Origin of the sequence: Amycolatopsis orientalis (assembly GCF_000943515.2) — a bacterium.
Taxonomy (GTDB): Bacteria; Actinomycetota; Actinomycetes; order Mycobacteriales; family Pseudonocardiaceae; genus Amycolatopsis; species Amycolatopsis orientalis.
The window spans coordinates 6,239,726-6,263,972 of sequence record NZ_CP016174.1; the positions used below are offsets into that span (position 1 = coordinate 6,239,726).

The 24,247-nt window shown below is 67.0% G+C and carries 19 protein-coding genes, 1 tRNA gene and 1 pseudogene; 16 read left to right on the top strand and 5 right to left on the bottom strand.

Annotated elements, in window-relative coordinates; all coding sequences use genetic code 11:
- Positions 1 to 61 precede the first annotated feature (61 nt).
- On the top strand, positions 62 to 2,674 hold the full coding sequence (locus SD37_RS26870; RefSeq protein ID WP_044849912.1) for an ATP-binding protein: 2,613 nt from the start codon (positions 62 to 64) through the stop codon (positions 2,672 to 2,674).
- Between the two features lie 68 nt (positions 2,675 to 2,742).
- On the opposite strand, the gene SD37_RS26875 is transcribed toward SD37_RS26870, so the two are convergent.
- On the bottom strand, positions 2,743 to 3,429 hold the full coding sequence (locus SD37_RS26875; RefSeq protein WP_083255092.1) for a GmrSD restriction endonuclease domain-containing protein: 687 nt from the start codon (positions 3,427 to 3,429) through the stop codon (positions 2,743 to 2,745).
- Positions 3,430 to 3,685: 256 nt separating this feature from the next.
- On the opposite strand from SD37_RS26875, the pseudogene SD37_RS42145 reads away from it, so the two are divergent.
- The 8 genes and pseudogenes from SD37_RS42145 to SD37_RS26910 form a co-directional block, all read left to right on the top strand.
- A pseudogene (locus SD37_RS42145) lies at positions 3,686 to 3,823 on the top strand (response regulator transcription factor); the annotation flags it as partial.
- Between the two features lie 232 nt (positions 3,824 to 4,055).
- On the top strand, positions 4,056 to 5,465 hold the full coding sequence (locus SD37_RS26880; RefSeq protein WP_167369664.1) for a trehalose-6-phosphate synthase: 1,410 nt from the start codon (positions 4,056 to 4,058) through the stop codon (positions 5,463 to 5,465).
- Between the two features lie 135 nt (positions 5,466 to 5,600).
- Entirely contained in the window at positions 5,601 to 6,635 is a 1,035-nt protein-coding gene (locus tag SD37_RS26885) for a tagatose-6-phosphate kinase (RefSeq protein ID WP_145926741.1), read from the top strand.
- The gene (locus SD37_RS26890) at positions 6,628 to 7,092 is read left to right on the top strand and encodes a cupin domain-containing protein (protein WP_052674815.1); all 465 of its coding nucleotides are present in this window, start codon (positions 6,628 to 6,630) and stop codon (positions 7,090 to 7,092) included. The genes SD37_RS26885 and SD37_RS26890 overlap by 8 nt, the downstream gene beginning before the upstream one ends.
- Positions 7,085 to 8,143, top strand: a complete 1,059-nt coding sequence (locus SD37_RS26895; RefSeq protein ID WP_065912995.1) for a Gfo/Idh/MocA family protein — start codon at positions 7,085 to 7,087, stop codon at positions 8,141 to 8,143. Before SD37_RS26890 ends, SD37_RS26895 begins: the two co-directional genes overlap by 8 nt.
- 293 nt (positions 8,144 to 8,436) lie before the next feature.
- Complete coding sequence (locus SD37_RS26900; RefSeq protein ID WP_044849916.1) at positions 8,437 to 8,784, top strand: hypothetical protein; 348 nt, start codon at positions 8,437 to 8,439, stop codon at positions 8,782 to 8,784.
- 19 nt (positions 8,785 to 8,803) lie between these two features.
- Positions 8,804 to 10,966, top strand: coding sequence for an ATP-binding protein (locus tag SD37_RS26905; RefSeq protein WP_052674816.1), 2,163 nt, complete (start codon positions 8,804 to 8,806; stop codon positions 10,964 to 10,966).
- Positions 10,967 to 10,982: 16 nt separating this feature from the next.
- Positions 10,983 to 11,816 (top strand): class I SAM-dependent methyltransferase, encoded by an 834-nt coding sequence (locus SD37_RS26910; protein ID WP_044849917.1) that lies wholly within the window; start codon positions 10,983 to 10,985, stop codon positions 11,814 to 11,816.
- On the opposite strand, the gene SD37_RS26915 is transcribed toward SD37_RS26910, so the two are convergent.
- Both SD37_RS26915 and SD37_RS26920 read right to left on the bottom strand, forming a co-directional pair.
- The gene (locus tag SD37_RS26915) at positions 11,768 to 13,603 is read right to left on the bottom strand and encodes a B12-binding domain-containing radical SAM protein (protein WP_044849918.1); all 1,836 of its coding nucleotides are present in this window, start codon (positions 13,601 to 13,603) and stop codon (positions 11,768 to 11,770) included. The two genes, SD37_RS26910 and SD37_RS26915, sit on opposite strands and share 49 nt — an antisense overlap.
- 826 nt (positions 13,604 to 14,429) lie before the next feature.
- Complete coding sequence (locus SD37_RS26920; RefSeq protein ID WP_145926742.1) at positions 14,430 to 15,176, bottom strand: SAVMC3_10250 family protein; 747 nt, start codon at positions 15,174 to 15,176, stop codon at positions 14,430 to 14,432.
- Between the two features lie 750 nt (positions 15,177 to 15,926).
- On the opposite strand from SD37_RS26920, the gene SD37_RS26925 reads away from it, so the two are divergent.
- From SD37_RS26925 to SD37_RS26945, 6 genes are all read left to right on the top strand, one after another.
- The gene (locus tag SD37_RS26925; RefSeq protein ID WP_044849920.1) at positions 15,927 to 18,665 is read left to right on the top strand and encodes a SpoIIE family protein phosphatase; all 2,739 of its coding nucleotides are present in this window, start codon (positions 15,927 to 15,929) and stop codon (positions 18,663 to 18,665) included.
- Positions 18,666 to 19,012: 347 nt separating this feature from the next.
- Positions 19,013 to 19,327 carry a PAS domain-containing protein gene (locus SD37_RS26930; protein WP_145926743.1) on the top strand — a complete coding sequence of 105 codons (315 nt, stop codon included), beginning with the start codon at positions 19,013 to 19,015 and terminating at the stop codon, positions 19,325 to 19,327.
- 333 nt (positions 19,328 to 19,660) lie between these two features.
- Entirely contained in the window at positions 19,661 to 19,867 is a 207-nt protein-coding gene (locus SD37_RS26935) for a hypothetical protein (RefSeq protein WP_044849922.1), read from the top strand.
- Between the two features lie 62 nt (positions 19,868 to 19,929).
- Entirely contained in the window at positions 19,930 to 20,097 is a 168-nt protein-coding gene (locus SD37_RS43250) for a hypothetical protein (protein ID WP_167369665.1), read from the top strand.
- Between the two features lie 89 nt (positions 20,098 to 20,186).
- On the top strand, positions 20,187 to 20,906 hold the full coding sequence (locus tag SD37_RS26940) for a DUF8017 domain-containing protein (protein WP_145926744.1): 720 nt from the start codon (positions 20,187 to 20,189) through the stop codon (positions 20,904 to 20,906).
- Between the two features lie 505 nt (positions 20,907 to 21,411).
- Positions 21,412 to 21,783 carry a site-specific integrase gene (locus SD37_RS26945; RefSeq protein ID WP_418189788.1) on the top strand — a complete coding sequence of 124 codons (372 nt, stop codon included), beginning with the start codon at positions 21,412 to 21,414 and terminating at the stop codon, positions 21,781 to 21,783.
- 156 nt (positions 21,784 to 21,939) lie between these two features.
- Here SD37_RS26945 and SD37_RS26950 read toward each other — a convergent pair.
- A tRNA-Leu gene (locus SD37_RS26950) sits at positions 21,940 to 22,013 on the bottom strand.
- Between the two features lie 173 nt (positions 22,014 to 22,186).
- Between SD37_RS26950 and SD37_RS26955 the strand changes: the two genes are divergently transcribed.
- The gene (locus SD37_RS26955) at positions 22,187 to 22,801 is read left to right on the top strand and encodes an ANTAR domain-containing response regulator (protein WP_037321496.1); all 615 of its coding nucleotides are present in this window, start codon (positions 22,187 to 22,189) and stop codon (positions 22,799 to 22,801) included.
- 51 nt (positions 22,802 to 22,852) lie between these two features.
- Here the strand turns inward: SD37_RS26955 and SD37_RS26960 are convergent, their stop codons facing one another.
- Entirely contained in the window at positions 22,853 to 24,070 is a 1,218-nt protein-coding gene (locus SD37_RS26960; RefSeq protein ID WP_044850154.1) for an alkaline phosphatase, read from the bottom strand.
- Positions 24,071 to 24,247: the final 177 nt, after the last annotated feature.

Sequence of the window (24,247 nt, forward strand, 5' to 3'; positions counted from 1 at the left end):
CGGGCGGTCGCGTCGGCGAGAACCACCTAGATGGTCCGCCTAGGTGGTTATAGTCCGGTGCATGCGCACTGGTCCGCTGGTCGGCAGGCACGAGGAGATCCGCTGCCTGGACGGCTTGCTCCACGCGGCAGCCGATGGCCACGGCGGTGTCCTCGTGCTGCGTGGCGACGCCGGTATCGGCAAGACCACGCTGCTGGACCACATCCGGGAGGCGTCCGGTTTCCGGACGGTCGAGGCGTCGGGGTCGGAGTTCGAAACCGAACTGCCGTTCGCGACCCTGCATCAGCTGTGCGTCCCGGTGCTCGAGCATCTCGACGACCTCGACGCACGTCACCGCGAGGCGTTGCGAGTCGCGTTCGGTATGACCGACGGCGAGCCGGACATGTTCCGGGTAGGACTGGCGACGCTGGAACTGCTCGCCACCGCGGCACGTGCCCAGCCACTGCTGTGCGTTGTGGACGACGCACACTGGCTCGACACGGCGTCGACGAAGGCGTTGTCGTTCCTGGCGCGACGCGTCGCCGCCGAACCGGTGGCGATCGTCTTCGCCGCCCGGCACGGCCTGGACGAGCTGCCCGGATTGACCATTACCGGCCTCTCCGACACCGATGCCCGTGCGTTGCTCACCACCGCGATCGACGACCAGGTGCGGGAACGAATCCTGGCCGAGGCACAGGGAAACCCGCTGGCGTTGCGGGAACTGCCGGACGCGGGTGGCTTCGGTCTGCCGGAGGCGACCTCGGTGACGCAGCGGATCGAGGCCGGCTTCCGGGCCAAATTGGACCGGCTTCCGGCGCAGGCCCGGCAGCTGCTGACCGTCGCGAGCGCCGACCCGACCGGCGACCCGGGCCTGTTGTGGGCCGCGGTCGCGCGCCTGGGCATCAGGACCAACGTCGACGCCGCCGACCTGGTGACCTTCTCCACCCGCGTACGGTTCTGCCATCCCTTGGCCAGGTCCGCCGTCTACCGGGCGGCGTCCGCCGATGAGCGCCGCACCGCACACCGGGCCCTGGCGGCGGTGACCGATCCGGTGACCGACCCCGACCGCAGGGCGTGGCACCGAGCCGAGGCCGCGACCGGCCTGGACGACGACATCGCCGCCGAGCTGGATACCGCCGCGGCGCGCGCCCGCGCCAGAGGTGGTGTCGCGGCTTGCGCGGCTTTCCTGGAACGAGCCGCCGCGCTCTCGTCGGACCCGGGCCTGCGCACCGAGCGCACGCTCGCCGCCGTACAGGCGAAGCTCGACGCGGGCGCGGCCGACGCGGCGGCGGAACTGCTCACGACCGTCGACGTGGCAGACGATGCGCGGCTCGCCCGCACGGAGATCTTGCGCGGCCGGATCGCGTTCATCCGCAATGACGGCGACGGCCCGACCTTGATGCTGCGAGCCGCTCACCGTCTGTCGGCCGTGGACCTGGCGTGGTCACGCGACAGCTTCCTGGACGCTCTGGAGATGAGCCTCGTCGTCGGCCGGGCGAGCGGCGTGATGGACACCGTGATCGCCGAGGCGCGACACGCTCCGCCGGTTACGGCTCCGGACGTTCTGGACGCCTTGATCCTGTTGAACACCGAGGGCCATCGGGCCGCCGGCCCGATGTTGCGCCGGGTGCTCACGGAGAGCGCGTTGTGGACGCGCAGACCCGCCCTCGCCATGATGATCGCCGGCGAGCTCTGGGACATCGAAGCGCACCTCGAGATCACCGAATGGCTGCTGAGCACCGGCCGCGACACCGGTTCGCCGTGGGTCCTGCGCCTCGCCCTCGCGCAGCAGGCGGTCGCCGCCACGCACGCTGGTGATCTCGGCACCGCCATGACCGCGGTGGCCGAGGAGGAAGCGATCGCGGACGCGTTCGACGATCCGCCGATGGTCTACGCGAGAGTGCACGCCACCGCGTTGCGCGGCAGGCGCGTCGAAACACTTCGGCTGATCAGCAGCACGCTGCGCGACGCCGACACCCGTGGAAATGGCCACCTGGTCGCGAACGCGCACTGGGCCGCCGCGGTGCTGTACAACGCCTGCGCGGACTACCCGGCCGCTCTCGCCGCGGCCCGGCGAGCGACCGCACCGGGCGATCTCTATCTCGCGGGTATCGCGTTGCCGGAACTCATCGAAGCCGCCGTCCGCTGCGGCGAGCTCGACGCAGCCGCCGAAGCCCTGGAAAACCTCACCGCTCGCGCCGACGCGAGCGGTACCCCATGGGCGCTGGGCGTCACAGCCTGGTCGAGAGCGCTGGTGACCGGCGCGGAGGACGATTATCGCCAAGCGGTGGAACTGGCCGGCCTACCGGCTCCGTATCGAGCGCGGGCGCGCCTGCTTTACGGCGAGTGGCTACGCCGCGAGAGCCGCCGCAAAGACGCCCGCGAACAGCTACGCATCGCGCACGAATCGTTGGCGGACATGGGCATGGAGGCATTCGCCTTGCGCGCCGCCAACGAGTTGCGGGCGACCGGTGAGGTGGCACGAAGAAAGACCGCTGACACGTCCGAGGCGCTCACCGCTCAAGAAACACTCATCGCCCGGCTCGTCGCGACCGGAGCGACCTCGAAGGAAGTGGCGGCACGGCTGTTCCTCAGCCCCCGCACGGTCGACGCGCACCTGCGCAACATCTTCCGCAAGCTCGGCATCTCCTCCCGACGCCAGCTCAGGGAGTCGGAGCGCATCCCGGTCGCCTGACCGGAGATGTGGCCTCGCAGCCGCTTCCCGTGCGCGACATGCCGTTCGCGCGGTAGGCGACGTCCGTGTCATCGGCAATGGTCGAGCATGCTCGACAACGCGGTCCGTTCCGGCACAGTGATCGACAGGCCGTATCCGGCTTTGACCACGATCCAGTCGGTCGCGTAACCGCACCAGAACGACACCTGTGGAGGCTTCCACTGGTCCGGCGCCTTGTCGCCCTTCTCCTGGTTGACGTTGTCGGTCACCACCAGCAGCTGCGGACGGGTCAGGTCGTTGGCGAACTGCTCCCGACGGGCCTGGTCCCACGACTTCGCGCCGCTGACCCACGCATGAGCCAACGGCACCAAGTGGTCCACGTCGACATCGGAGGGTTTCTGCCACGTCTCACCGTCGTAAGCGCTACGCCACGAGCCCGACACCGGAGCGCAATCCTCATTGACCTCGACGTCGACGCCCGCGCGTTTGAGCACTTCCTCCCGGACGTTGCAGCTGCCGGACATGGTCTTCCAGTGCGGGAACTTCGTGTCCCGGTCATACCCGTCCAGAGTCCCGCGGACCGCGACCTGCAACGTCCCCAGCAGCTTCCGCGCCTCGGCCACGGGAACCGCGGGTGCCGTTCCGGCGACCGAGCTGCCACCCGGATCCGCCGGCGTGGCGCGGGGTACGGCACAAGCGACCACCGAAGCAAGCAACACCAGGGCTGCCGTCGTCCGCGCGATCCCCGGCCGGACAGCCCGCACCTCCCCGATCACGCCGCTCCTCTCCGCCGAGACGCAGTGTGCGCACCTATGGGAGCAGTAAACGGGAACCGCGGCTCTGACGTGACCGGCGAACAGCGCAACTTCCCTGCGGACCTCAACGTCGCGGTGACTTGTTCGGCGCGTAGACGTCGTTCGGGATCCGCGGAGAGATCGATCTCGTACTGCACACCGTCGAAGCCGCCTTTCGAAGATACGCTTCCTGTCCACCTGAGGGCCGGACCGCGAGGGGGTGCGACCCCCAGATCACGAGATCGCCCGGCAACTCGTCATCAGCAACGAAACGATCCGGACCCACATCAGCCGAGCCATGGTGAAACTCCACGCCCGTGACAGGGCGCAGCTCGTCGTCTACGCGATCCAGTCCGGGCTCACCCTTCCTGCATAAGGCACGACACCACGCAGCACAGGCCGGACTGGGTTACGAAAACCACTTTCGCAGCCGGAAATGGCCGCATTGACGGTGCCGCGCAGGTAGATCTTGTGTCCGAGAATTTCGTCTGATTATCGCATAGCGCAAGGGAAACCGGCCCGACGCCGCCGGTTGACGAGCGGGTGTCGATCTCGTAAGTTCGAGGATGGAGCGAACCTCGAGACTGGTGTCCAAAGGAGTCCGGCGCATGCGTTTGCTCACCTGTAGTAATAGCGCGCCGAGCCTGCCTTTGCCGGGTTCGCCCAACGGCACCAACGGCCCGCCGCCGGGCGGGCTCGTGCCGATACTCACGTCGCTGCTCGACGAGGTGGGCGGCGCTTGGCTCTTCTCCGCCGGACCGGCCGACCGCCGCGGGGATGCGAACGAACGACGAGGAGACGACCGGGCAGCCTGGGTCCCGGTCGTCCTTCCCGATCAAAAGACCGCGGCCGGCAGCCGGAGGTCGGCGATCGAGCTGTTCCTGTGGCTGTTTCACTATCTTTACGACACTTCGGTCGAGCCGTCGTTCGACTCGAAGACGCGGAACAATTGGCGAGCCTACAACGAGGTCAACGAACTGTTCGGGCTGGAACTCGCGGCACGCCACAGCGACTCCGAAGGGGAGGTCGTGCTTGTGCACGACTTTCATCTGATGCTCGTGCCGGCCCGGTTCGAGGCCGCCACCACCCGGCGAAACAGCACGTTGGCCTATTTTCATCATATTCCTTGGTGTGATCCGGGATATTTCGGTCTGCTGCCGAAGGAGGTCCGCGATGCCATCCTCGGCAGCCTTCTCAAGTGCGACTTCGTCGGGTTCCACAGCAGGCGGTGGGCCGAGAATTTCAAGAGTTGCTGCCTCGAACATCTGCCCGGTGTGGTGATAACGGGTGACACGGCCGCCTTCGAAGATCACCTCACACGGATCACGGTCGCTCCCGGCCCGATAGACGCGAGCACCGTCCGGGACCTGGCGGACAGCCCGCTCGCGCACCAATGGCGTGAATCGTTGGCGACTCGCGCCGGTGACCGGCGGATCCTGGTCCGGGTCGACCGGCTGGACCTGTGGAAGAACGTCGTCCGCGGCTTCCGGGCCTACGAGCTCCTGCTGGAGCGGTCGCGGAACGTCGCCGACGAATACTGGTTCTGCGCGATCGTCAGTTCCCCGCGCTTTCCCACCTCCCGGCATACCGAATACGAGACGCTGTGCCGCGCGGCACAGGACCGGATCAACGAACGCTTCGGTGGCGGAGCGGAAGCCGTGTCCATGATTTATCCGAACAGCTCGGACCACCACCGGACCCGAGCGTTGGCCGCCTTGTCGATGGCGGACGTCACGCTGGTGAACCCTACTTTCGACGGCTTGAACATGGTGGCCAAGGAGGCTCTGGCGGTGAACCCGGAGGCGCCTCTGCTCTTGTCCCGCAACGCCGGCTCCTTCGACCAGCTCGCACCGGCCGCGGTCGCGGTGGATCCGTTCGACGTCCTGTCCACAATGGACCTGATGGAGACCGCGCTGTCACGAGGCGCCGATCAGACCACTGAACACCGTGACGCGTGTTTGGCCGCCCTTGGGCGCGAAAGCTCGCGCGCGTGGCTGGACCGGATCTTGGACGGCTAGGAGACAGTCCGACGACCCAGGAGGACCACCGTGGCGAACACCGTACAACCGGCGAAGCCGCGCGCACGCCTTGGCATCGGGCCTACTTCACGGCACGCGGTGTGTGCCGTGGTGCGAGCGGCCTACCGTCACCGTGTGCGCCTCATGCTCGTGGCGAGCCGAGGGCAAATCGACGCGGAAGCCCTCGGCGGCGGCTATGTGGAGAACTGGACGACCGAGGCGTACACCGATTTCGTGAGATCGATCGATCCCGATCGCCGGATTCTGCTCTGCCGGGACCACGGTGGTCCTTGGCAGCGCCAATCCGACGTCGACGAAGGCTTGGATGAGAAGGAAGCGATGGCGTCCAGCCTGGAATCCTTCCGGTGCGATATCCGTGCGGGCATGGACCTTCTGCATGTCGACGCTTCGAAGGAAGGGAGTGCGCCGGCGGATTTCGACACGGCACTCAGCCGTCTGGTCGCGTTGTGCGGCGAATGCGACGAATCCGCGCGAAGAGACGGCCGCGATGTTGCGTTCGAGGTGGGATTGGAGCGCCAGGACGCGACTATCGACGATCCTCGTGACTTCGCGGACAAGCTGTTACGGATCATGGATGAGCTTGAGCGACTGTCACTTCCCCGGCCGGCCTTCGTGGTGGGCCAGACCGGCACGAAGGTGGTGGGGACCACCAACCAAGGAGCGTTTCGAGGATGTGGCCGTCAGGTCGACGCGGTCCGCGCGATCGTGGAACTGTGCCGGGAGCGGGGAACGGCGCTGAAGGCCCACAATGCCGACTATCTCCATCCCGAGCAGCTGGACGGGCTTGTGTCAGCCGGCGTGGACGCCATCAACATCGCACCCGAGGTCGGCGTCGCGGAAACCCGGGCCATTCTTGGCTGGCTCAAGGAAAAGGAGCTGCGAGCGGAGGAGGACTTCTTCCTCGACCTGGCGTTCAACTCGAAGGCGTGGGTGAAGTGGTTTCCCGATGGCGAAGGCACCGACATCGAACGGGCCACGGCGGCCGGGCACTACGTATTCGCCACTGAGGAGTTCCGCGAGCTGAAGAGCAGACTGGAACAGGTGGACCCGGGCGCGGGCGGTGTCGACGCGGCCATCTCGGCCACGCTGGACGCCCACCTCGACCGATACGTGGCACGACTGGGTCTGCGGGGAGGCCATCGTGGATGAGTTCGCGGCCATGCTCGGTCTTCCGGACGACATCGTCGAAAGTGCGCCGAGTCGTCCGCCGTTCGGGCGGCTGACTCAGGCGAAACGAGTGGCCAAGCCGTGGGGCGAGGAGCGCTGGCTCGTTCCGGAAGGCAGCCCTTTCGGTTTCAAGATGATCGTCGTGCGCAAGGGGAACCGAACGAGTCTTCAATACCATGAGGAGAAGGAAGAGGCGAACCTGGTATTACGCGGGGAAGGACGGCTGATTTTCGCCGAAACACCGAACGCTCCGCGAGCCGCCTACCCTCTCGCACCGGGAGATATCGTCCGGGTCGTACCCGGCCAGGTTCACCGTATCGAAGCCACGGCCGACATTGTGCTCATCGAGGTGTCCACGCCCGAGTTGGACGACGTGATCCGGCTTGAAGACGACACGGGCCGGAAGCACGGCCGCATCCAGCAGGAACACCATGACTGACCGGCCGGAGCCGCCACCCGGTGGCTGGCGGCTGGGTATTCTCTCCGGCACGGGCACGGCACTCAAGCGGACGATTCCGGCGTTGCGGAATTCGAAGGTGTGCCAGGTGTCCGTCGTGCACGGTCGCGACCCCGGCCGGTTGAGGCTTGCCGGCAGGCATGCGCCGAACGCGAGGCTCGTGACCTCGGAGGAGGAATTCGCGGAGAACGCGCCGCACTACGACATCGTCTACATCGGCTCTCCTCCTTTCCTGCACCTTGCGCACATCGCGCTCGCCGGCAGACTCGGTAAACCCATCATCTGCGAGAAGCCCTTGGTTTCGAACCCCGCCGATCTCGATACCCTGCTGACGCCGGGCACTCGACCACGGGTTCCCTTCATGCTGGCGCACCAGGTGAGACACCAGGCGGCTGTGGATCATGTCCGCTCGTTGTTGCGCGGCGGGGAACTCGGTCGGCCGGTGGCGGCGTCCCTCCAGTGGTGCTTCCAGCTCAACCACGAGGCGAGCAATGCCGCCTGGAAGCTGGACCCCGCATTGGGCGGCAGCGCGTTGGCCGACTGCGGCGTGCACGGCATCGATCTCGCCCTCGCCTTGTTCGGACGTCCCGACTGGGTGGCCGCGACCGGCCACTCGATAAAGAGTGCCGCGACGATGGATACCACGACATTGCTCATGTCCTGTGGCGGTTTGCCGGTGACCGTCGTCGCGTCTCAATCGGGCCATCCCGGCGCGAACGACCTTGTGATCACGCTGTCGGACGGGCTGATCGAGGCGAGAGGAATGTTCGGCGAAACAGCGGCCACCTCAGTCGTCCACACCAAGGGAACGAGCGTGGTGACGCGGTCGTTCGACCTCATCAACCTCTACCGTGCAGAGGTGGAGGACTACTGTGCGGCGCTTTCCAGAGGAGAGTCCGCGGGGACGACGCTGGACGAAGCCGTGCTCGCGGCCCGTGTGGTATTCGCCGCGGAGGAGTCGGCTCGAACCGGCGCGGCCCTAAAGATCGATATCGACTCCGGTGGCGCCGTTATCCCGCGTTCAGTCCTCTAATGAAGTTTGCTCACGTTCCGGATGTAGCTCACTGGTGTCACAGCCGCACCACCAGGCACAGCTGCCGCGCCGGCGAAGAAGTCCTTCACGAACTTGCCACTTTTGACTTGCCCCTCGAATGGTCCTGGCAGGTGCAATCGGACGGTGTTGCATTCTGACCAGGAATCCCTCGGAGAGGGAAAATCGATATCGTCACGGTACGGCTACCGAAAACGTCATGACGGCCGGAATGGTCACGGACTTGGTAGCGTGGCGAGTCGTCAGCGGATGTCCAACGGTGGGAGCGCAGTCTGATGCCGGAGCCGGTCCTGATCTCCATCGCCGCCGCACTCGCCGGCCGGACGGTCGTGGGTCTGTACAACCTGGTCAAGGCGAAGTTCGCCGACGACCCGGAGGCGACAGCGGTCCTCGAAGCCGCGGAGGGCACCGCGGAGGATTCCCCGGCGGTGGGGAAACTGCGCGACAAACTGGCCGAAGCGGAGGCCGGGGACCCGGAGTTCGCGCAGAAATTGCGCGAGGAGTGGAAACTCTCCACTGGCGCGCAACACGCCGAGTCCGGCGGGGTCGCCAACAGCGTCTCGGGCACCGTGTCCGGAAAAGTCGTGCAGGCCCGGGACGTGCACGGAGGAATCTCCCTCTGAGGGCGCGCTGGGTACGACCATGAGCGACACCGAGCAGCACGTCGGCACGACCGGCGATGGCATGGCCCACGGTAACGTCGTTTCCGGCAACGTCGAGGGCATCGTCGTCCAGGCACACACCGTCGAAGGCGGCGTGAACATCACGGTGCCCGAGCGGAACGCGGTGGTACCGCGACAGGTACCCACGTTCATTCCCGCCTTCGTGGGCCGCCGCGCGGAGCTCGAAAAGCTCACCGCGGCGCTGGACGAGACCATCGGGGCGGGCATGGTCGTGGTGTCCGCCGTCGAGGGATCCGCCGGTATCGGAAAGACCACGCTGGCCCTGTACTGGGCGCGCAAGTACAGCGATCGCTTTCCGGACGGGCAGTTGTACGTGAACCTGGCCGGTTTCGACCCCACGAGCGAGCCGATGGAACCCGCGGTCGCCGTTCGCGGGTTCCTCGACGCCTTCGAGATCCCGCCCTCCCGCATCCCGGCGAGCCTCGACGCACAGGCCGCGCTGTACCGCAGCATCGTGGCCCAGCGGCGCATGCTCATCGTTCTCGACAACTGCCGTGACAGCGCGCAGGTCCGGCCTCTGCTGCCCGGTGGCACGTCCTGCATGGTGATCGTGACGAGCCGCAGCCGGCTGGAGGGCCTCATCGCGCGCGAAGGCGCCCGGCGGCTGGTGCTGGGGCTGCTGTCACTGGAGGAGGCGCGGACGCTGCTGGCATCGCGGATCGGCAACGACCGCGTCGAGGCCGAGCCGGCGGCGGCGGCCGAGCTGATCGAATTGTGTGCGCGGCTGCCGCTCGCGCTCAGTATCGTCGCCTCCCGGGCCGCGGGTAGCGCCAAACTGCGCCTCGCCGACGTCGTCGCCGAGCTGCGCGACCGCCGGGCACGATTGGCCGAGCTCGATCTGGGCGAGGTCGAGGTGAACGTGCAGGCGGTCTTCTCGTGGTCCTACCGCGCGCTCACGCCCGAGGCGGCCAGGTTGTTCCGGTTGATCGGCCTGCACCCCGGGCTGGACGTCAGCACACCGGCGGCAGCCGCGCTGGCCGGGCTCCCCGCCGCACGGGTCAAGGCGCTGATCAGGGAGCTGGGTAACGCTCACCTGATCGAGGAGCTCGAGCCCGGCCGCTACCAGTTCCACGACCTGCTGCGGGTCTACGCGCTGGACCGCGCCCTGGCCGAGGAGGACACCGGCGCCGGCAAGGCAGCGGTGACCCGGATGCTGGACTTCTACCTGCATTCGGCGTTCGCCGCGGACCGGCAGCTGTACCCGCACCGGGAGCCGATCACGCCGGCTGTCCCCGACACACCGGTGGAACCACGGCGCTTCACCGACTACGACGAGGCGATGGCGTGGTTGACCACCGAGTACCTCAACCTGATCGCGGCGGTCGAGTACACGATCGAGGAGCGCCTCGACCGCTACACGTGGCAGCTCACCTGGTCGATGTCCACTTTCATGGACCGCCAACTGCACTGGCGCGACTGGACCGCGAACACGGAAAAGGCGATCGAGGCGGCGAACCGGCTGGGTGACCGCGAGGCGGCCGCCCGGATGACCTGCAACCTTGGGCACGCCTACGCCCAGCGCGAGCGCACCCCCGCGGCACTCGAGCTGGCCGGGCAAGCCCGGGAGATCTTCCACGAGCTGGGAGAGGAGGTGTACGAGGCGCACGCGTACCACTCGATGTGCTGGATGCTGGGCAGGCAGGGCCGTTATGTGGAGGGGCTGGAAATGGGAAAGAACGCCCTCGCCCTGCACCGGCGTAACCACAGCCGGTTCGGGCAAGCCGAAGCCCTCAATACCGTGGGATGGCTGTACGGCCTCGTCGGCGACTACGAGCAGAACCTCACGTGCTGCGTAGAAGCTCTCGCCCTGCTCAAGGAAATGGGACAGCGCCACAGCATCGCGTTCACCCTCGACCACATCGGGGACGCCTACCGGCACCTCGGCCGGCCCGTCGAGGCGATGAAGTACCACCGGGAGGCGGTCGAGCTCTTCCATCAAGTCGGTATGGCGTTCGAGGAGGCGACTGCCGTGGCGCATCTGGGTGACGCGGCGCTCTCCGCCAACGACCACGCCGAGGCCGTGAACGCCTGGGGCCGCGGGCACAAGATCTTCGTCCAGCTGGAACGCTCGGAAGCCAAAGAGCTGCAGGAGAAGATCGACGCCTTGCAGAAGACCGACTGACGACAGAAGGCCGGCGGTGTACACCTACCCCGACGTGGACGACCGCATCACGCTGCGGTTCATCGACGAGGCAGAACCGTATCCCGGGTACTGGGCACGAAGCGACGAGCGCGCCATGGCTCGTGCCGCGAACCGGTTGGCGAAGTTACTGGGCCCTCGGGAAACGGTGGCCGCACTCGATGTGGGGTGCGGGCCTGGCCGCATGTTGTCCTGGCTCGCGCGGCTGGCCGGTACGATCGTCGCCATCGATCCCGACGCCGCGCGGCTGGCCAGAGCGACCGAGATGGCGGCCGCCCTTGGCGACTCGGCCGGAATCGAGACTCGGGTGTCCACTGTGGACGAAGTGACGGAAGGTCCGTTCGATCTCGTGCTGTGCAGTCACATCATCCAGCACATCCCGACCACCGAGCTGGTTCCGCTGCTGAATCGGCTGAGGGAACTCACGGCACCGGACGGCGTCCTCGTGCTGACCTATACCCGCGCACCTGTCGGCGCTGAACGGTTCACGCTCGACCGCGTCACCGGCGGTGGCGTCGAGTCGCTCGACGTCGACCAGGCGCGGTTCGACGAGGCGGCGCAGGGCAGGCTGGCCGAGAAGGTGCTGCCGATCCACTACCGCGATCCGATTCAGCTGGCCCAGCTTGGCCGGCGCTTGGGCTGGAGCGAGGTGTGGAGCTGGTCATTTCATGTGCTCCAAGATTCGCCCCGTTTCCGTGCGGTCGCCGATCGCGACGAACTGGTCAACGCCACGCCGGCGCTGCTCCGAAAGTTCGGTCGTGACGCCGTCGCACTGTGGCGCCCTCAGACCGCGACAGGCGCTTTTCCAGACGCGGACAACGCGCGCAGGTAGGCGCGGTGGACGGCGGCGTCCGCGCCTACCGCACCCTCCGTGATTTCGAACGCGCACGGCGTCCCCGTCGTGTGGACCGCTGACGAAACCTGACGTGCGGACACCGGCCGCCCCACGCGCATCGCGACTCCCGCGGCGACGATGTCCCCGCTGAGGGTGCAGAAATCGACCGGTCCGCCGCCCAGCGTGAGCTCGCGGACTTGCTGCAGGCGGCAGAAACAGCCGGACTCGGTCAGCCACACCACGTTCCCGCTCGCTTTCCCCGGCTCAGCGAGGACTTCGAACCGGTCCGCACGCGGAGGATGCGCCGCTTGCCACGCCGACAGCTCCACGAGCGCCCGGTCGAGTGACAGACCAGCTCCGTCGTCGCGGCGGTCGAACACATACCCGGGCCAGAAGGAAAGCGCGTTGGCGTACACCCAGGCCCAATACATTTCCTCGGGCGAGAGCAAGTCGCTGCCGATGGCGAAGTTGAATCCCTCGAACAGGCCCAGTTCGATATCATGACTGACGATGCCGAGTCGCAGGCAATTCTCGTAGTCGGTGGAGCCGGGAATCGGGTAGAAGGGATTGGGGCCGAATCTGATCCCGGCCGACGCGAGCCGGCAGGCGTCCTGGGCCGCCTGATCCAAATCCTGGCCGAGGAGGCCCACGATGAGCGAGGCGCCGACCTCGACGCCCTCCTCAAGGAACCAGTCCGCGCCGGTGCGGACCTTGTCCACCGAAGTGAACCCCTTGCGGAGCTTACGAAGCCGGGCCGGCTCGGTGGTCTCCAAGCCGAGAAACAGGCTCCGGAGTCCCGCGCCTGCCATGTCCCGGACCAGGTCATGCGAAAGCTTGACGACGGTTATCCCGTTGGCGAGGTGCAGTTCCACATCCAAGCCGCTGGCGCGGATCGCGCCGCACAACTCCCGCACCCGGTCTATGTCGAACGTGAAGTTGTCGTCTTCGATACGGAATACCCGCACCCCGTACTCGAGCACATAATGGCGGATCTCCTCGACCACGTTCTGGGGTGAGCGGTATCGGAACGCCTTGCCGACCGTGGCGTGCACAGTGCAGAAGGTGCACGAGAACGGGCAGCCTCGGCTGGTGATCAGCGTCGTCGACCTCGCATAGCGGTCGAAGTCGAGCAGGTCGGTCGCGGGCAGCGGCAGCGCGTCGAGATCGGGAACCTGCGCGGCCGCCGGTGTGACGTGCGCACCGCCACCGTGACGATCGCAGCCACAGAACCGCGGATCGCAGCGGAACACGAGCCCAGGGATCCCGGTGAGCGGTGATCCGGCCACGAACGCGTCGAGAACACGCGGCAGCGTGTGCTCCCCCTCACCACGCACCAGGATGTCGAAGGCGGGCTCGGCCAGAGCATGGTGATGGGCCACAGTCGGATGCTGCCCACCGAAGATCACCAGCGCGTCCGGAGCGATTTCCCGCACCAGCCGGGCGGCCTCGTACGCGGATTCGTAATAGGGCGTGAACATGCAGGAGATTCCGACTACCTGTGGGGCGGCCTGCTCGATCGCCTTGGCCAACCGGTCCTGGCTCGCACCCCAATGCACCAGATACCGCCACCGCGGATGGCGGTCGAGCTTCAGCCTGTCCGCCTCCGTGTAGTCGGCTGGATCGACGACATGGTTGTCCTCGGTGAACGACAGCGCGTCGAACAAGCTCACCTCGTGACCGTGGTCGCGGAGACAGGCCGCGAGATACGCCGGGCCGATCGGAACGTGCCGCTCGATTTCGACGCGGAAGCCGCGAACCGACGGTTTGATCAGCAGAACACGCACCGCTCTTCCTCCTGTGTCCACGAGAAGGCAAGCCGGAAATTTCCAGTACGCCACGCGGCGAAGGGTTACGTCAAGCTGCATCCCGCCAAGCCGGCGACGGAGGTTGGAAGCCTTCTCCAGTCGGAACTTGGCGTCAAGCCGTCAGGCGTGATGGGTCTCGCGAGAAAACCCAGCCCGACGCTCGATTCCAGAACGGCTCAGCGGGCGGCATTCTGCGATCGTGTTGTGTACGGTGCCCTGGATGAGAGGTGCGGGGAGCAGAACCGTCCCCGCATCTCCCACCGGCCGGCTCCGGCTGGGCAGCTACACGCCCTAACCTGATCATCCTCTAGCCGGCCAGCGAATGGACAACCGCAGCGGCGTAGAGATCCCAGGACACGCTTCTCCGGCAGGCCGGTGGCGGAGACGAGTTCGTCGATACCGACGGCCGGCACGCGGGAGTTCATCTTGTCCTGTTGGAGCTTGCGGCAGGCCCGGAGCACGGTCAGCGCGTCGGAAGCGGAGACTTCCGAGCGCTAGTCGCCAACATCGCCCGCAGCTGGGACAAGGACAGCAGGTTCTCGAGATCTTCCTTCGAGCCGAACACGAAGTGGCTCATCTTCTGGTCGCCGCCGGAATCGCCCGAGATCCCGGCCGTCGCGTCCGGCGAGACAACCTGCTGGCCCTCCCCAAGGTAAGAACGCGAGACGGGCTACTTCGACCAGCCGGACAGCATCGAAATCGCGCATGCGGCTGACGAGGTCCTCGACCACATCGCGGAAGTCTGTCTCGAGTTTCCCTGCCGGCTGCGACCACTACCGAAAGCCGTGACAGCGTCGATGAAGTGTCAGGGCGTGGCGAGAGCATCACCAGGAGGGTCGACATACTCCACATACAACGGCGTGGCTGCCAGCACGGCGGCAGCTCGACCATTCTCCAGCCGCTGGCTGGGGAAAACGGCGGTGACACGTGCATAGCCTGCCATCCACGCCGCGGTGTAGTCGGTGCCCAGAGAGGCGGCGAGCGACGTCACCGTTCGTAGCTCGTTGCGGTCCGAACGGTTCTCTTCGACCGGACGTCCCGTGTCGAACGCTGCACTGTCGTCGAGCTGTTGCCCGTTCTCACGCTGCTCGCGCACAAGCTCGAACAGGGTGTCGACTCTCCAACGGGAGTTGGACGCGACATCGTATGTATGCATGTTCGGGAAGCCAAGCAGGTGGGTCGCCGTGCCGTGCAGCAACAGCCGCAAACTGCTGCCAGTGGGGTAGCTGACAGTCGGCACGTTCGGATCTATGAAGAACACCGACGCCCCGTTTCTTGTCACGCCGTAGCTCAAGGGAGCCTCGAAGTGCACCCACTGTCCTGGCCGCACCGCAGGATCTGCGAACCACTTCGGTGCCCGTGACGAGGATTCCAAAGCGGCAACCGCCGCTGCGAGGCTGGGCTCGGACGGCTTAGCGGCCTTCCCGATCTTCACTCCTCCCAACGGGGTCTTCAACTCGGCGTCCACGTCTCGAAATCGACCTGCCCCGCCAGGCAGGGCAGGCAACAGCTGCTGGAGTTTGGCCTCGGAAACATAGATCAGCTCACGCACACGCTCATGGTGCCCCAAACGAGGCGGCAATGACGCCTCGATCAATACGCGACGCCAGAACACGCGGCCGTACCACTCGCCGTCCGCAGGTACGAAGCGGACGGCGCGACGGGGACCGCGCACCGCGGCATCGTCGGCATCGGCGGTCTTGATCTTCGTCCCGTCCAGATTCGTTCATTCCAGAATGGCCGGTGCGCTCGTGGCCACGTCCGTACTGCTGTGGTTCCGCAAGACGTAGAGGACCTCATGGTCTTTGGCGATAGTGCACTACGGCGTCGAGCGCGTCACCGTCGGCCAGATCCAATCCATCTGCCGCGCTCCGCGAATGGCTTTCCTGTGTCGTGTTCGGCACTCGTAGTCCACATCGGCACTGGACCTAAGCGACGTTCCCGTCGTCCGCGTTGCGGCAGCCGCGAGTAGATAGCGGGCGTCAACGTAGACCGCACAATGTGAGATGCCCGCCCCTTCGCCCCTTCACCGGGGTTTGCAAGCGCAACCGTGACCAGTCACTCGTACGCCATCTGTCCCCACGGATTCCACTCGTCCGGCAGGGCCACAGCCGTCGCGTGCCATGTGGAGGTCACCGACAATCCCGGAACCCGGACGGTGAAGGGGTTCCCGTTGTCTGAAGTGGTCGTGTGAAAGCGCGATCCGGGACAAGACCGCTTAGGATTCTTTCCACGTTCATGGTTTCCGAGACGGTCTGCTCTCCGGTCGGCGCCTCGTGTTCGCAGCTGGAGGTTTGTGCTCATGGAAACGCAAGACCCGCCGCCGGGTTCCGGCGACGGTGGACCGGACCTCCTGGACGTGGTCGGTCGGTTGCCGGTCGTCGTATGGCAGGCAGACGTCCGCAGTGGTGCCTACTCCTTCGTATCCGACGGATGCCGGCGCCTGCTCGGGTATCCTCCCGCCTCCTGGCTGGCCGATCCGGCTTTCGCGATGTCCTTGGTGCACCCGCAGGATCGCGAGCGCTACCTCAGCCTGCGTGCCCACGGCTGGAACCGGCAGGACTACGACCTCACCTACCGCGCGATCGCTGCGGACGGACGGGTTGTCTGGCTTCAGGAGCTGGGGCGAGTGCTGCCCGGTGGCGTCGTCAGCGGTGTCTTGCTCGATGTGTCCGGGAGGGAGCCGGAGGCCGAGCGGCAGCAGTTCCTCGCCGAATTCGAGCGAGGACTCCAGGAACTGGAGGACGCCGAACAGGTCATGGCGTACGCGGCCCAGCGCCTCGGCGACTACCTGGGCGCCGATCGCTGTGCCTACGCCGAGGCCGAAGACGACGAGGACCACTTCCTGATGAGCGGCGACCATGCCACCGGTCTTCCGCCGTTGCCCGGCCGGTTCGCGATGTCGGAGTTCGGAAAGGGTTGCATGCGCGCGATGCGCGCCGGTCTGCCGTGGGTCGTCGCCGACAGTTCCGAAGACGACCGCCTCGAAGCATCGGACCTGAACGCCTATCAGGTGACCGGCATCCGGGCCGTCATCTGTGTGCCGCTGCTGCGCGGCGGCCGGTTCGTCGCCGCGATGGCCGTCCACCAGGCGACCGTCCGCCACTGGACGGATTCCGAAATCGGCCTGGTGGAATTGATCGTGAACCGCTGCTGGGAATCCATCCAGCGCACACACGCCGGTCGGGCGCTGCGAGACAGCGAACAGCGCCACCGGCTACTCGTGGAACGGGCCACGGACGCGATCTGGATGCTCGACCGAGACCTCGGATTCGACGAGATCAACCCGGCGGCCTGCGAACTGCTCGGCTACTCCCGTGATGAGCTCATCGGCACCCCGATCACCGACCTGCTCGAGAACGACGGAAGCGACCGGTGGCGAGAATTCGTCGCGGATCTGGGGAAGGTCTGGGAGACCAGCGATGTGCACCACTTCCGCCGGGCGGACGGAACCACCATCGCCCTCGAACTGAGTATCCAGGCCACCCCGTCCGGTGTGCAGGCGATCGGCCGTGACGTCACCGAACGACGCCGCCGTGAAGCCGAGCGCGAACTCTTGCTGCAACGCGAACACGACATCGCGGAAACCCTTCAGCAGAGCCTGCTGCCCCGCGAACTCCCGGCACTGCCCCGGATCGCCGCCGCGGCACGCTATCTGCCCGTCGCCGCCCACGCGCAAACAGGCGGAGACTGGTATGAGTTGATCGCATTGCGTGGCTCTGTCGTGGCGCTCTCGGTCGGCGATGTCGTCGGGAAGGGACCGCAGGCCGCGGCGGTCATGGGGCAGCTGCGCAGCGCACTGGCCGTCAGCCTCCTCGACGGACATGGGCCCGCCGCGGCGCTGCAACGCCTCGACGCCTTCGCCGCCCGCACCGAGGGAGCTCCGGGCACCACCTGTGCGTGCCTGACCCTCGACTGGGAAACCGGTGAATTGCGCTGGGCCCTCGCCGGACACCCGCCGCCGGTGGTCGTCGGCGGCTCCACCGCGACACTGCTACCCGGCGGAGGCAGCGTGCTGGGCGGGCCGCGACGCGCACGCTACCGAGAGGAAACCGCGACCCTGAAACCCGGAACCTCGGTGCTGCTCTATACCGACGGTTTGGTCGAACGGCGCGACGAGCACATCGACGAGGGTTTGCGACGGCTGTGCAAAGCCTTGGCGGACAACCAGTCCTTGTCCCCGGACCCGCTGGTCGCCGCGATCATCGACAGCCTGCTCGACACCGGCCAAGAAGACGACGTGGCGGTGCTCGGGCTCCGGCTGATCCCGCAGCCGCTGCGACGCGAGCGAACCGCGGAACCCGGTATCCTCCGGGAGCTGCGTGCGGAGGTCATCGAGTGGTCAGAGCTCGCAGGGATCCCCGCCGGCTTGTATCAAGACCTGAACCTCGCCCTCGTCGAGGCCGTCGCGAACTCCATCGAGCACGCCTACCCGCAGGCCGCGGGCCCGGTCACCTACTCGGTGACCAGGACCGCGACAGGCGACGTCGAGGTCGTCGTATCCGATCGCGGCATCTGGCGGCCCGAACCGGCCGATAACGGACACCGCGGTCGCGGAATCCGGCTCATCAAAGCGTTGGCCGAAAATGCCACCATCGACCAGGACGAGCACGGCACCACAGTCCGGTTCCGGATCGCCCCGCAAACGACATCGGCAGCCGATGCGGCACCACCCGTCCTGACCGGCGAACCATCCATGAACGCGTCGGTGGACGGAACGCCCGGCGAACCGATCCTGCGCCTCACAGGCGACCTCGACCTGACGACCACCGCCACAGCGAGACCGGCTCTGCTCCACAGGATCGAAACCGCCGACGCGCCAGAACTCACGGTCGATCTGACCGGCGTGCGCTACCTCAGTAGCTGCGGTATCGCCCTCTTGCTCGACGCCGCGGCACTCGCGTCAGGACAGAACACGACGTTGACAGTGTTGACAACGGAAGGGTCCATGCCACTGCGGATCTTGGAAATCGCCGGGTTGACCGGACCCGGCAGCGACGCGCTCACCGTCGAAACCGTGCCGATGCCTTCAAGCGACTGAGACGGAAGACCTGACGTGCGGTGCGCCTGGGATGAAAACCGGCTGCGGCGTCGCCGTCGGCCATCGGAGTGAGGCATCATCTCGACCCGGCCGGAGAACGACAGGGCGGGACAGGAGCGGCTGGTCAACGATCGGCGACAGTGGCTGAACCCCGACCGATCCGCACACGGCGAGACCGATTCCATCTCGCCGGCCGATGCGCCAGATTGGCGATAAGGGCGAACGAGTTCCCGTGGTTCGGTCGTCGATTCCGAGTCTGGCGTGCGGTGAAAGTATCGTATGCGGCGGATAAGAGGGCACCTCACGGCGGATATGGCCCGCGGCCGAGGCCGGCCCCGATCGCTGGAATGGCGACTACCGCAGAACAACCGCCTGCCCGGGACATGGGCCTCGGCCAACGCCCGCGTCAAGCCGAACCGGATCCCGGAACCGTCCAGCCCACGACGAAGCTGCTGCTGTCGCACAAACACCCCGAGGACCGGGACACGGTCGCCGGGACGCTGGCCGCGGCGGTTCACGACGGCACGGCGTTCTGCGGCCGTCATCGCATCATCGACACCGCCGGTATCGAGCACCACGTGCTGGTCGTCGGTGATCGAGCTTCCCGACCACCTCCACGCCCCACCGCCGCCGATGCTTGCGGCTGTCCAGATGTGTGGTAGAGCGGATCTGTCAAACGAGCGGCTCTGAGATGGCGAAGCTGGTGGGTGCTGTGTTCTCGGGGCTTTCGGCGCTGTCGATCGAGGGGGGCGGGAGAATTTCGACGCCCCACTGTGGCGGCAGCTGATCAAGCAAGCCGCGACCATCGCGCTCATCGAAGCACTCGCGATCGCGAGAGCACAGCTCGCAATATCACGATTCGATCGCGAGAGCACAGCTCGCAATATCACGATTCGACCGCGTGCGCAGACTCGTCCACGTCCGCGCGGCGGCCGGTCTGTCCCCGATTCCCGACGCCGTCGCCCGACACAGCGCTCCCACCCGGCATGTCTACAATGGACAAAAGGTTCGCCAGACTCAGCACCGACGCGGGGCTCTCGACCATCACCTTCTACAGCTACGGGGTCGAAGTCCTCGACGGCCGGATCGAACACCACCTCGGATCGGGTGACGAGGGCCCGGAGCGCATCAGGCCCGATGTCGGCTACAGCAGCCCGTGGGACCAATACCTGCGGACGCCGCTATGCGGGACCTCGGCTTAGTGGGAACGACTGGAACTGGGGCCGGGCCGGGCCGGCGAGCCGCGACATCTGTGGACGTGCCGATGGCTGTGCGTGTCGACTTCGCCGCGGGAGCAGTGTGGTTTGCCGCCGCCATGCCGGAGCCGCCGGAGTCGCAGCGCGTGTTCGTCGGAGGCGACGAGATCATGGTCGTCTTCTCGCACGAGAAGATGCGTGACAGGGGCTTCGGCGACTCCGCACTCCTTCGATAGTCCAGCTACACCCTCGTCGGCATGACAAGACGCTGGCAGGATGCGGACAGCGGCGCCGGAACCGCGTGCCGGAGGGCTAGCCTGCGCTCGTGGAGCGACAGGGGCAGCAGCAGTGGTTTCCGGATTTCCCGTCCCAGCCCGGTTACCCGGCGCCTTCGCCGAAACGGCGTCGCACGGGGATGATCGCCGGGATCACCGTCGGCGCGCTGGTGGTGATCGCCGGTCTGGTGGCCGGGCTGCTGGTGTTCCTGAACAGCAAGGACGACAGCGCTGCCTCATCCTGGCCTATCACCGAGAGCAGTACCTCCCGAACCCCGCCGGCGCCCGGCTGGAAGACGCTGGAGCTCGGGCTGGGCGTGTTCGTCGAGGTGCCACCCACCTGGCTGCCGGTCGATGGAACCTTCATCCCGGACGTTCGCACCCGAGGCGCGCGGTACAAACCGGGCTACTGCGCAGCGAATCCGAAAGCCATCCTCGGCCAGCTGTACCTCGACCGGGCGCGTACCACCGATCCGATGGCGGCCGCGGCGGACGCGTTGATGTATCGGGGAACGCGGGCTTTCCGCAGCGGCGGTCAGGTGACTTCCGGCCCTGTCGGACGCCGCCCGGACGGCGGGGCGCAGGTGCAGGGCACGGTCACCCCGCACGGCAGGGACGACTGCGACCCGCCGTCGACCACCTACCGGGTGGTCGCCTTGCCCACCGCGCAGGGGACGCTGCTGGTCGTGGTGTGGGGTGACCTGCAGATGCCGGACTCACCTGCCGAAGAGGACCTCACCAGGATCGCGGACAGCGCGCGCCTCGAGTGACCGGGCTCCGCCTTTCCCCTGAAAAGAACGACTCAAAACGCTCAAGCACATCCCGATGACCGTCCACAAGGGACACGAGGCGGGGGACCGCCCAACGTGCGCTTCGCCGCATGAGCTGACGTTTCCATGTAGAGCCGCGCCGGGCAACTTGGTGGGCTGATCTCATCCGCTGGCTACGAACCGGACTCCGTACCGGGGGTAGCGGGGGCGGTGGGTTCCGCAGTTCGTGCAGGCGTCCGAATTGTCGGCAGTGCGGATGGTGATCTGGCAGTTCGGGCACCGTGGGAACGCCTGACCGTTCGCGTTGACGGTGAAGACTTCTAGGTTGCCCAGGGCCGCTCCCGCGTGCAGCGCTTGGTTGACCGCATCCACTTCCGCGCAGTGCCACGGGCTCTGCACGTCGTTGGACCGCCATGTTCCCGGATCATGTGGTCGGACTGGCGGGAGGCGGATCTGGCCGGCGCCGCCCGGTTGTGCCCGAACCGGCCCGGCCACTTATCTCGACTTGCTGACGCCGTTCCCGGCGCGGATCTTCACCGCGACCGCGGAGTGCGGTGACGCGCAGCGGACGATGGCGAGGGTCTGGCATGTCACCCTCAACCACCTGACCGACACCCCGGTCGCACGGCGGGCGGTGCTCACCGAGGCCGAATACAGCTCCCCACTGGGCAGGCGGCCGTACGACCTGCGGCACGCCTGCGTGTCCACGTGGCTGGCGGGCGGCGTTCCATCCACCCAGTGCGCCGAGTGGGCCGGGCATTCCGTGGCGGTGCTGCACCAGATCTACGCCAAAGCGATCGCTGGCCTGGAATCCGCCGCGCATCAACGGATCGAGCAGGCCCTGGGCTGGACGGAGGACATGGACGAGGACCAGTGACGCCACCCGAGGCCCGCGTGCTGCGAAATTTGGGGGCGTATTGGGGGTGGCCACCCGTAGGACGCCGGTTTCAGCCGGACGCAACCGGACAACACGACACCGGCCCCTCACCTGGTTTTCCCTGGTGAGGGGCCGGTTCTCGCTGGTCGTTCTGAGTGCCCCCGGTGAGATTCGAACTCACACTGGACGGGTTTTGAATCCGTTGCCTCTGCCAGTTGGGCTACGGGGGCGGTGCCGGGTGAACTTTACGGGATCCCGGACGCGCCCCGTTCGCCGGGCCCGGGAGTGTGACGACCGTCTGACGTGGTGAACGCCATCTCGCCGACTGGATCGTTCCCGGTAGGCTTCAGGTTCGCGGCCAGACCGCGAGCCGAACTGCCCGACGACCTTCAGGAGGACCCCGGTGACCGAGCAGGCTGCCGAGGCCAATGGTGCCGTCGCCGCACCCCAGCGGCGGGTGCTCGTGGCCGAAGACGAGGCCCTCATCCGTTTGGACCTCGTCGAGATGCTCCGCGAAGAGGGTTACGAGGTCGTCGGTGAGGCGGGGGATGGCGAACAGGCCATCAACCTGGCTACCGAATTGAAGCCTGACCTGGTGATTCTCGACGTCAAGATGCCCAAGCTCGACGGTATCGAGGCCGCATCCAAGATCACCGGCGACCGGATCGCGCCGGTCGTCATCCTCACCGCGTTCAGCCAGCGCGACCTCGTGGAGCGGGCCAGGGACGCCGGGACGATGGCGTATCTGGTCAAGCCCTTCGCCAAGCGCGACCTGGTGCCTGCCATCGAGCTGGCCGTGAGCCGGTTCGCCGAGCTCCAGGCGCTCGAGTCCGAGGTCGCGGGCCTGACCGACCGGCTGGAGACCCGCAAGGTCATCGACCGGGCCAAGGGGCTGCTGATGAGCCGCCAGGGGCTCACCGAGCCGGACGCCTTCCGCTGGATACAGCGCACCGCGATGGACCGCCGGACGACGATGAAGGCGGTGGCCGAGGCCGTCGTCGAGAGCATCGGCGGCTGACGAAACCTCCGGAAAGGGTCACCTCCGTCGACGGAGGTGGCCCTTTCCGGTTCACAGGCCGCTTGCCACCCGCATCACCCGGTAGACGTCGGTGTTGTCGACCGTGCCGCCCAGGCGGGCGGAGCCGGGGCCTTCGGCGGTGACGGGGGTGTCGGCGCCGGTGTGGTCGTGGGTCGTCCAGTCCACGCTGAACTGGAGCTTCGAGCCCGGTACGTCGAACGGGCCGTCCTGGTCGGGTTCGGTGTCGGAGGCGTCGTAGTTCTCGATGCTCAATCCGCCGGTCTCGTGGTCGCCGCCGATGATCACCAGTGTGTCGGGGTGCGCCCGGACGAAGCGCATGACCTCGGCGATCGTGGCGTCGAGCGCGCGGCCGGCGTCGATCACGCCGTGCGCGTTGTTCTCGTGCGACATCCCGTCGGTGCCCTCTTCCTCCAGGAACAGGAAGAAGCCGCGCGGATTCTTCGACAGTGTGTCCAGTGCCTTGCGTGCCATCTGCTGGAGTGGCACCCGCGGCGCGTACTTGCCGACGCCGTCCGGGCCGTAGTCGACCATGTCCTCGTTCGCGAACAGGCCGAGGATGCGGTTCGCCCGCGTGTTCCGCAGTTCGTCGCCGTCCCGCACGTAGGTGTAGCCCGTTCGCCGCGCGCGGTCGACCAGGTCGCCGTACGGGCTGCGGCTCTCCTCCCCCGGCTTGTCCGGCCAGAGACCGGGATTCCCCTTGGGGTACCACCAATCCTCACCGCCGCCGAGCAGGACGTCCGGACGGCTGTTCTCGATGTACTGCTTCGCGATGTCGCTCTGCGAATCCCTGCTCGGCACGTGCGCCGCGAACGCGGCGGGCGAAGCGCCCGTCACCTGCGCGGTGGTGACCAGGCCGGTCGACTTCCCCGCCCGCTTCGCCCGTTCGAGGATCGTTTCCACCGGGCGGCCGTGGACGTCCATTCCGACGGCGCCGTTGCGGGTCTTGTGCCCGGTCGCGAGGGCGGTGGCCGCCGCGGCCGAGTCCGTGACGATCTCGTCCGGGTCGGCCGAGGCCGTCCGCACGAGGCCGGTGACCGCGAGGCCGTCCATCGCCAGTTCGCCGCTTTTGCCCCTGAGCGCGAGCCGAAGGAGGTCGCGCTGACCGAGGCCGAGGCCGTCGCCCTGGATGTAGATGATGTTGCGCGCCACCCGCGCCCCGGACTCCGCCGTCGTCGTCTGCGCGACGGCGGCCGAGCCACCGCACAGGACCACCAGAACCGTCGCCGCCGCCAGACCGCGTCCGCGCATGTCGCCTCCCATTAGTTAGGAACCTTTCCTAACAGAGATTCGAGGCGAAGGCCAGAGGCCCTGCGGTCACGCGAACCGCGAGAACCGTCCCGGAGAGATACCCACGCACGGTGAGATCCAGACCACACGATCGGGTCGTGACGATCTTGGCAGGGCTGGGTCTATGGAGTGTGGAAG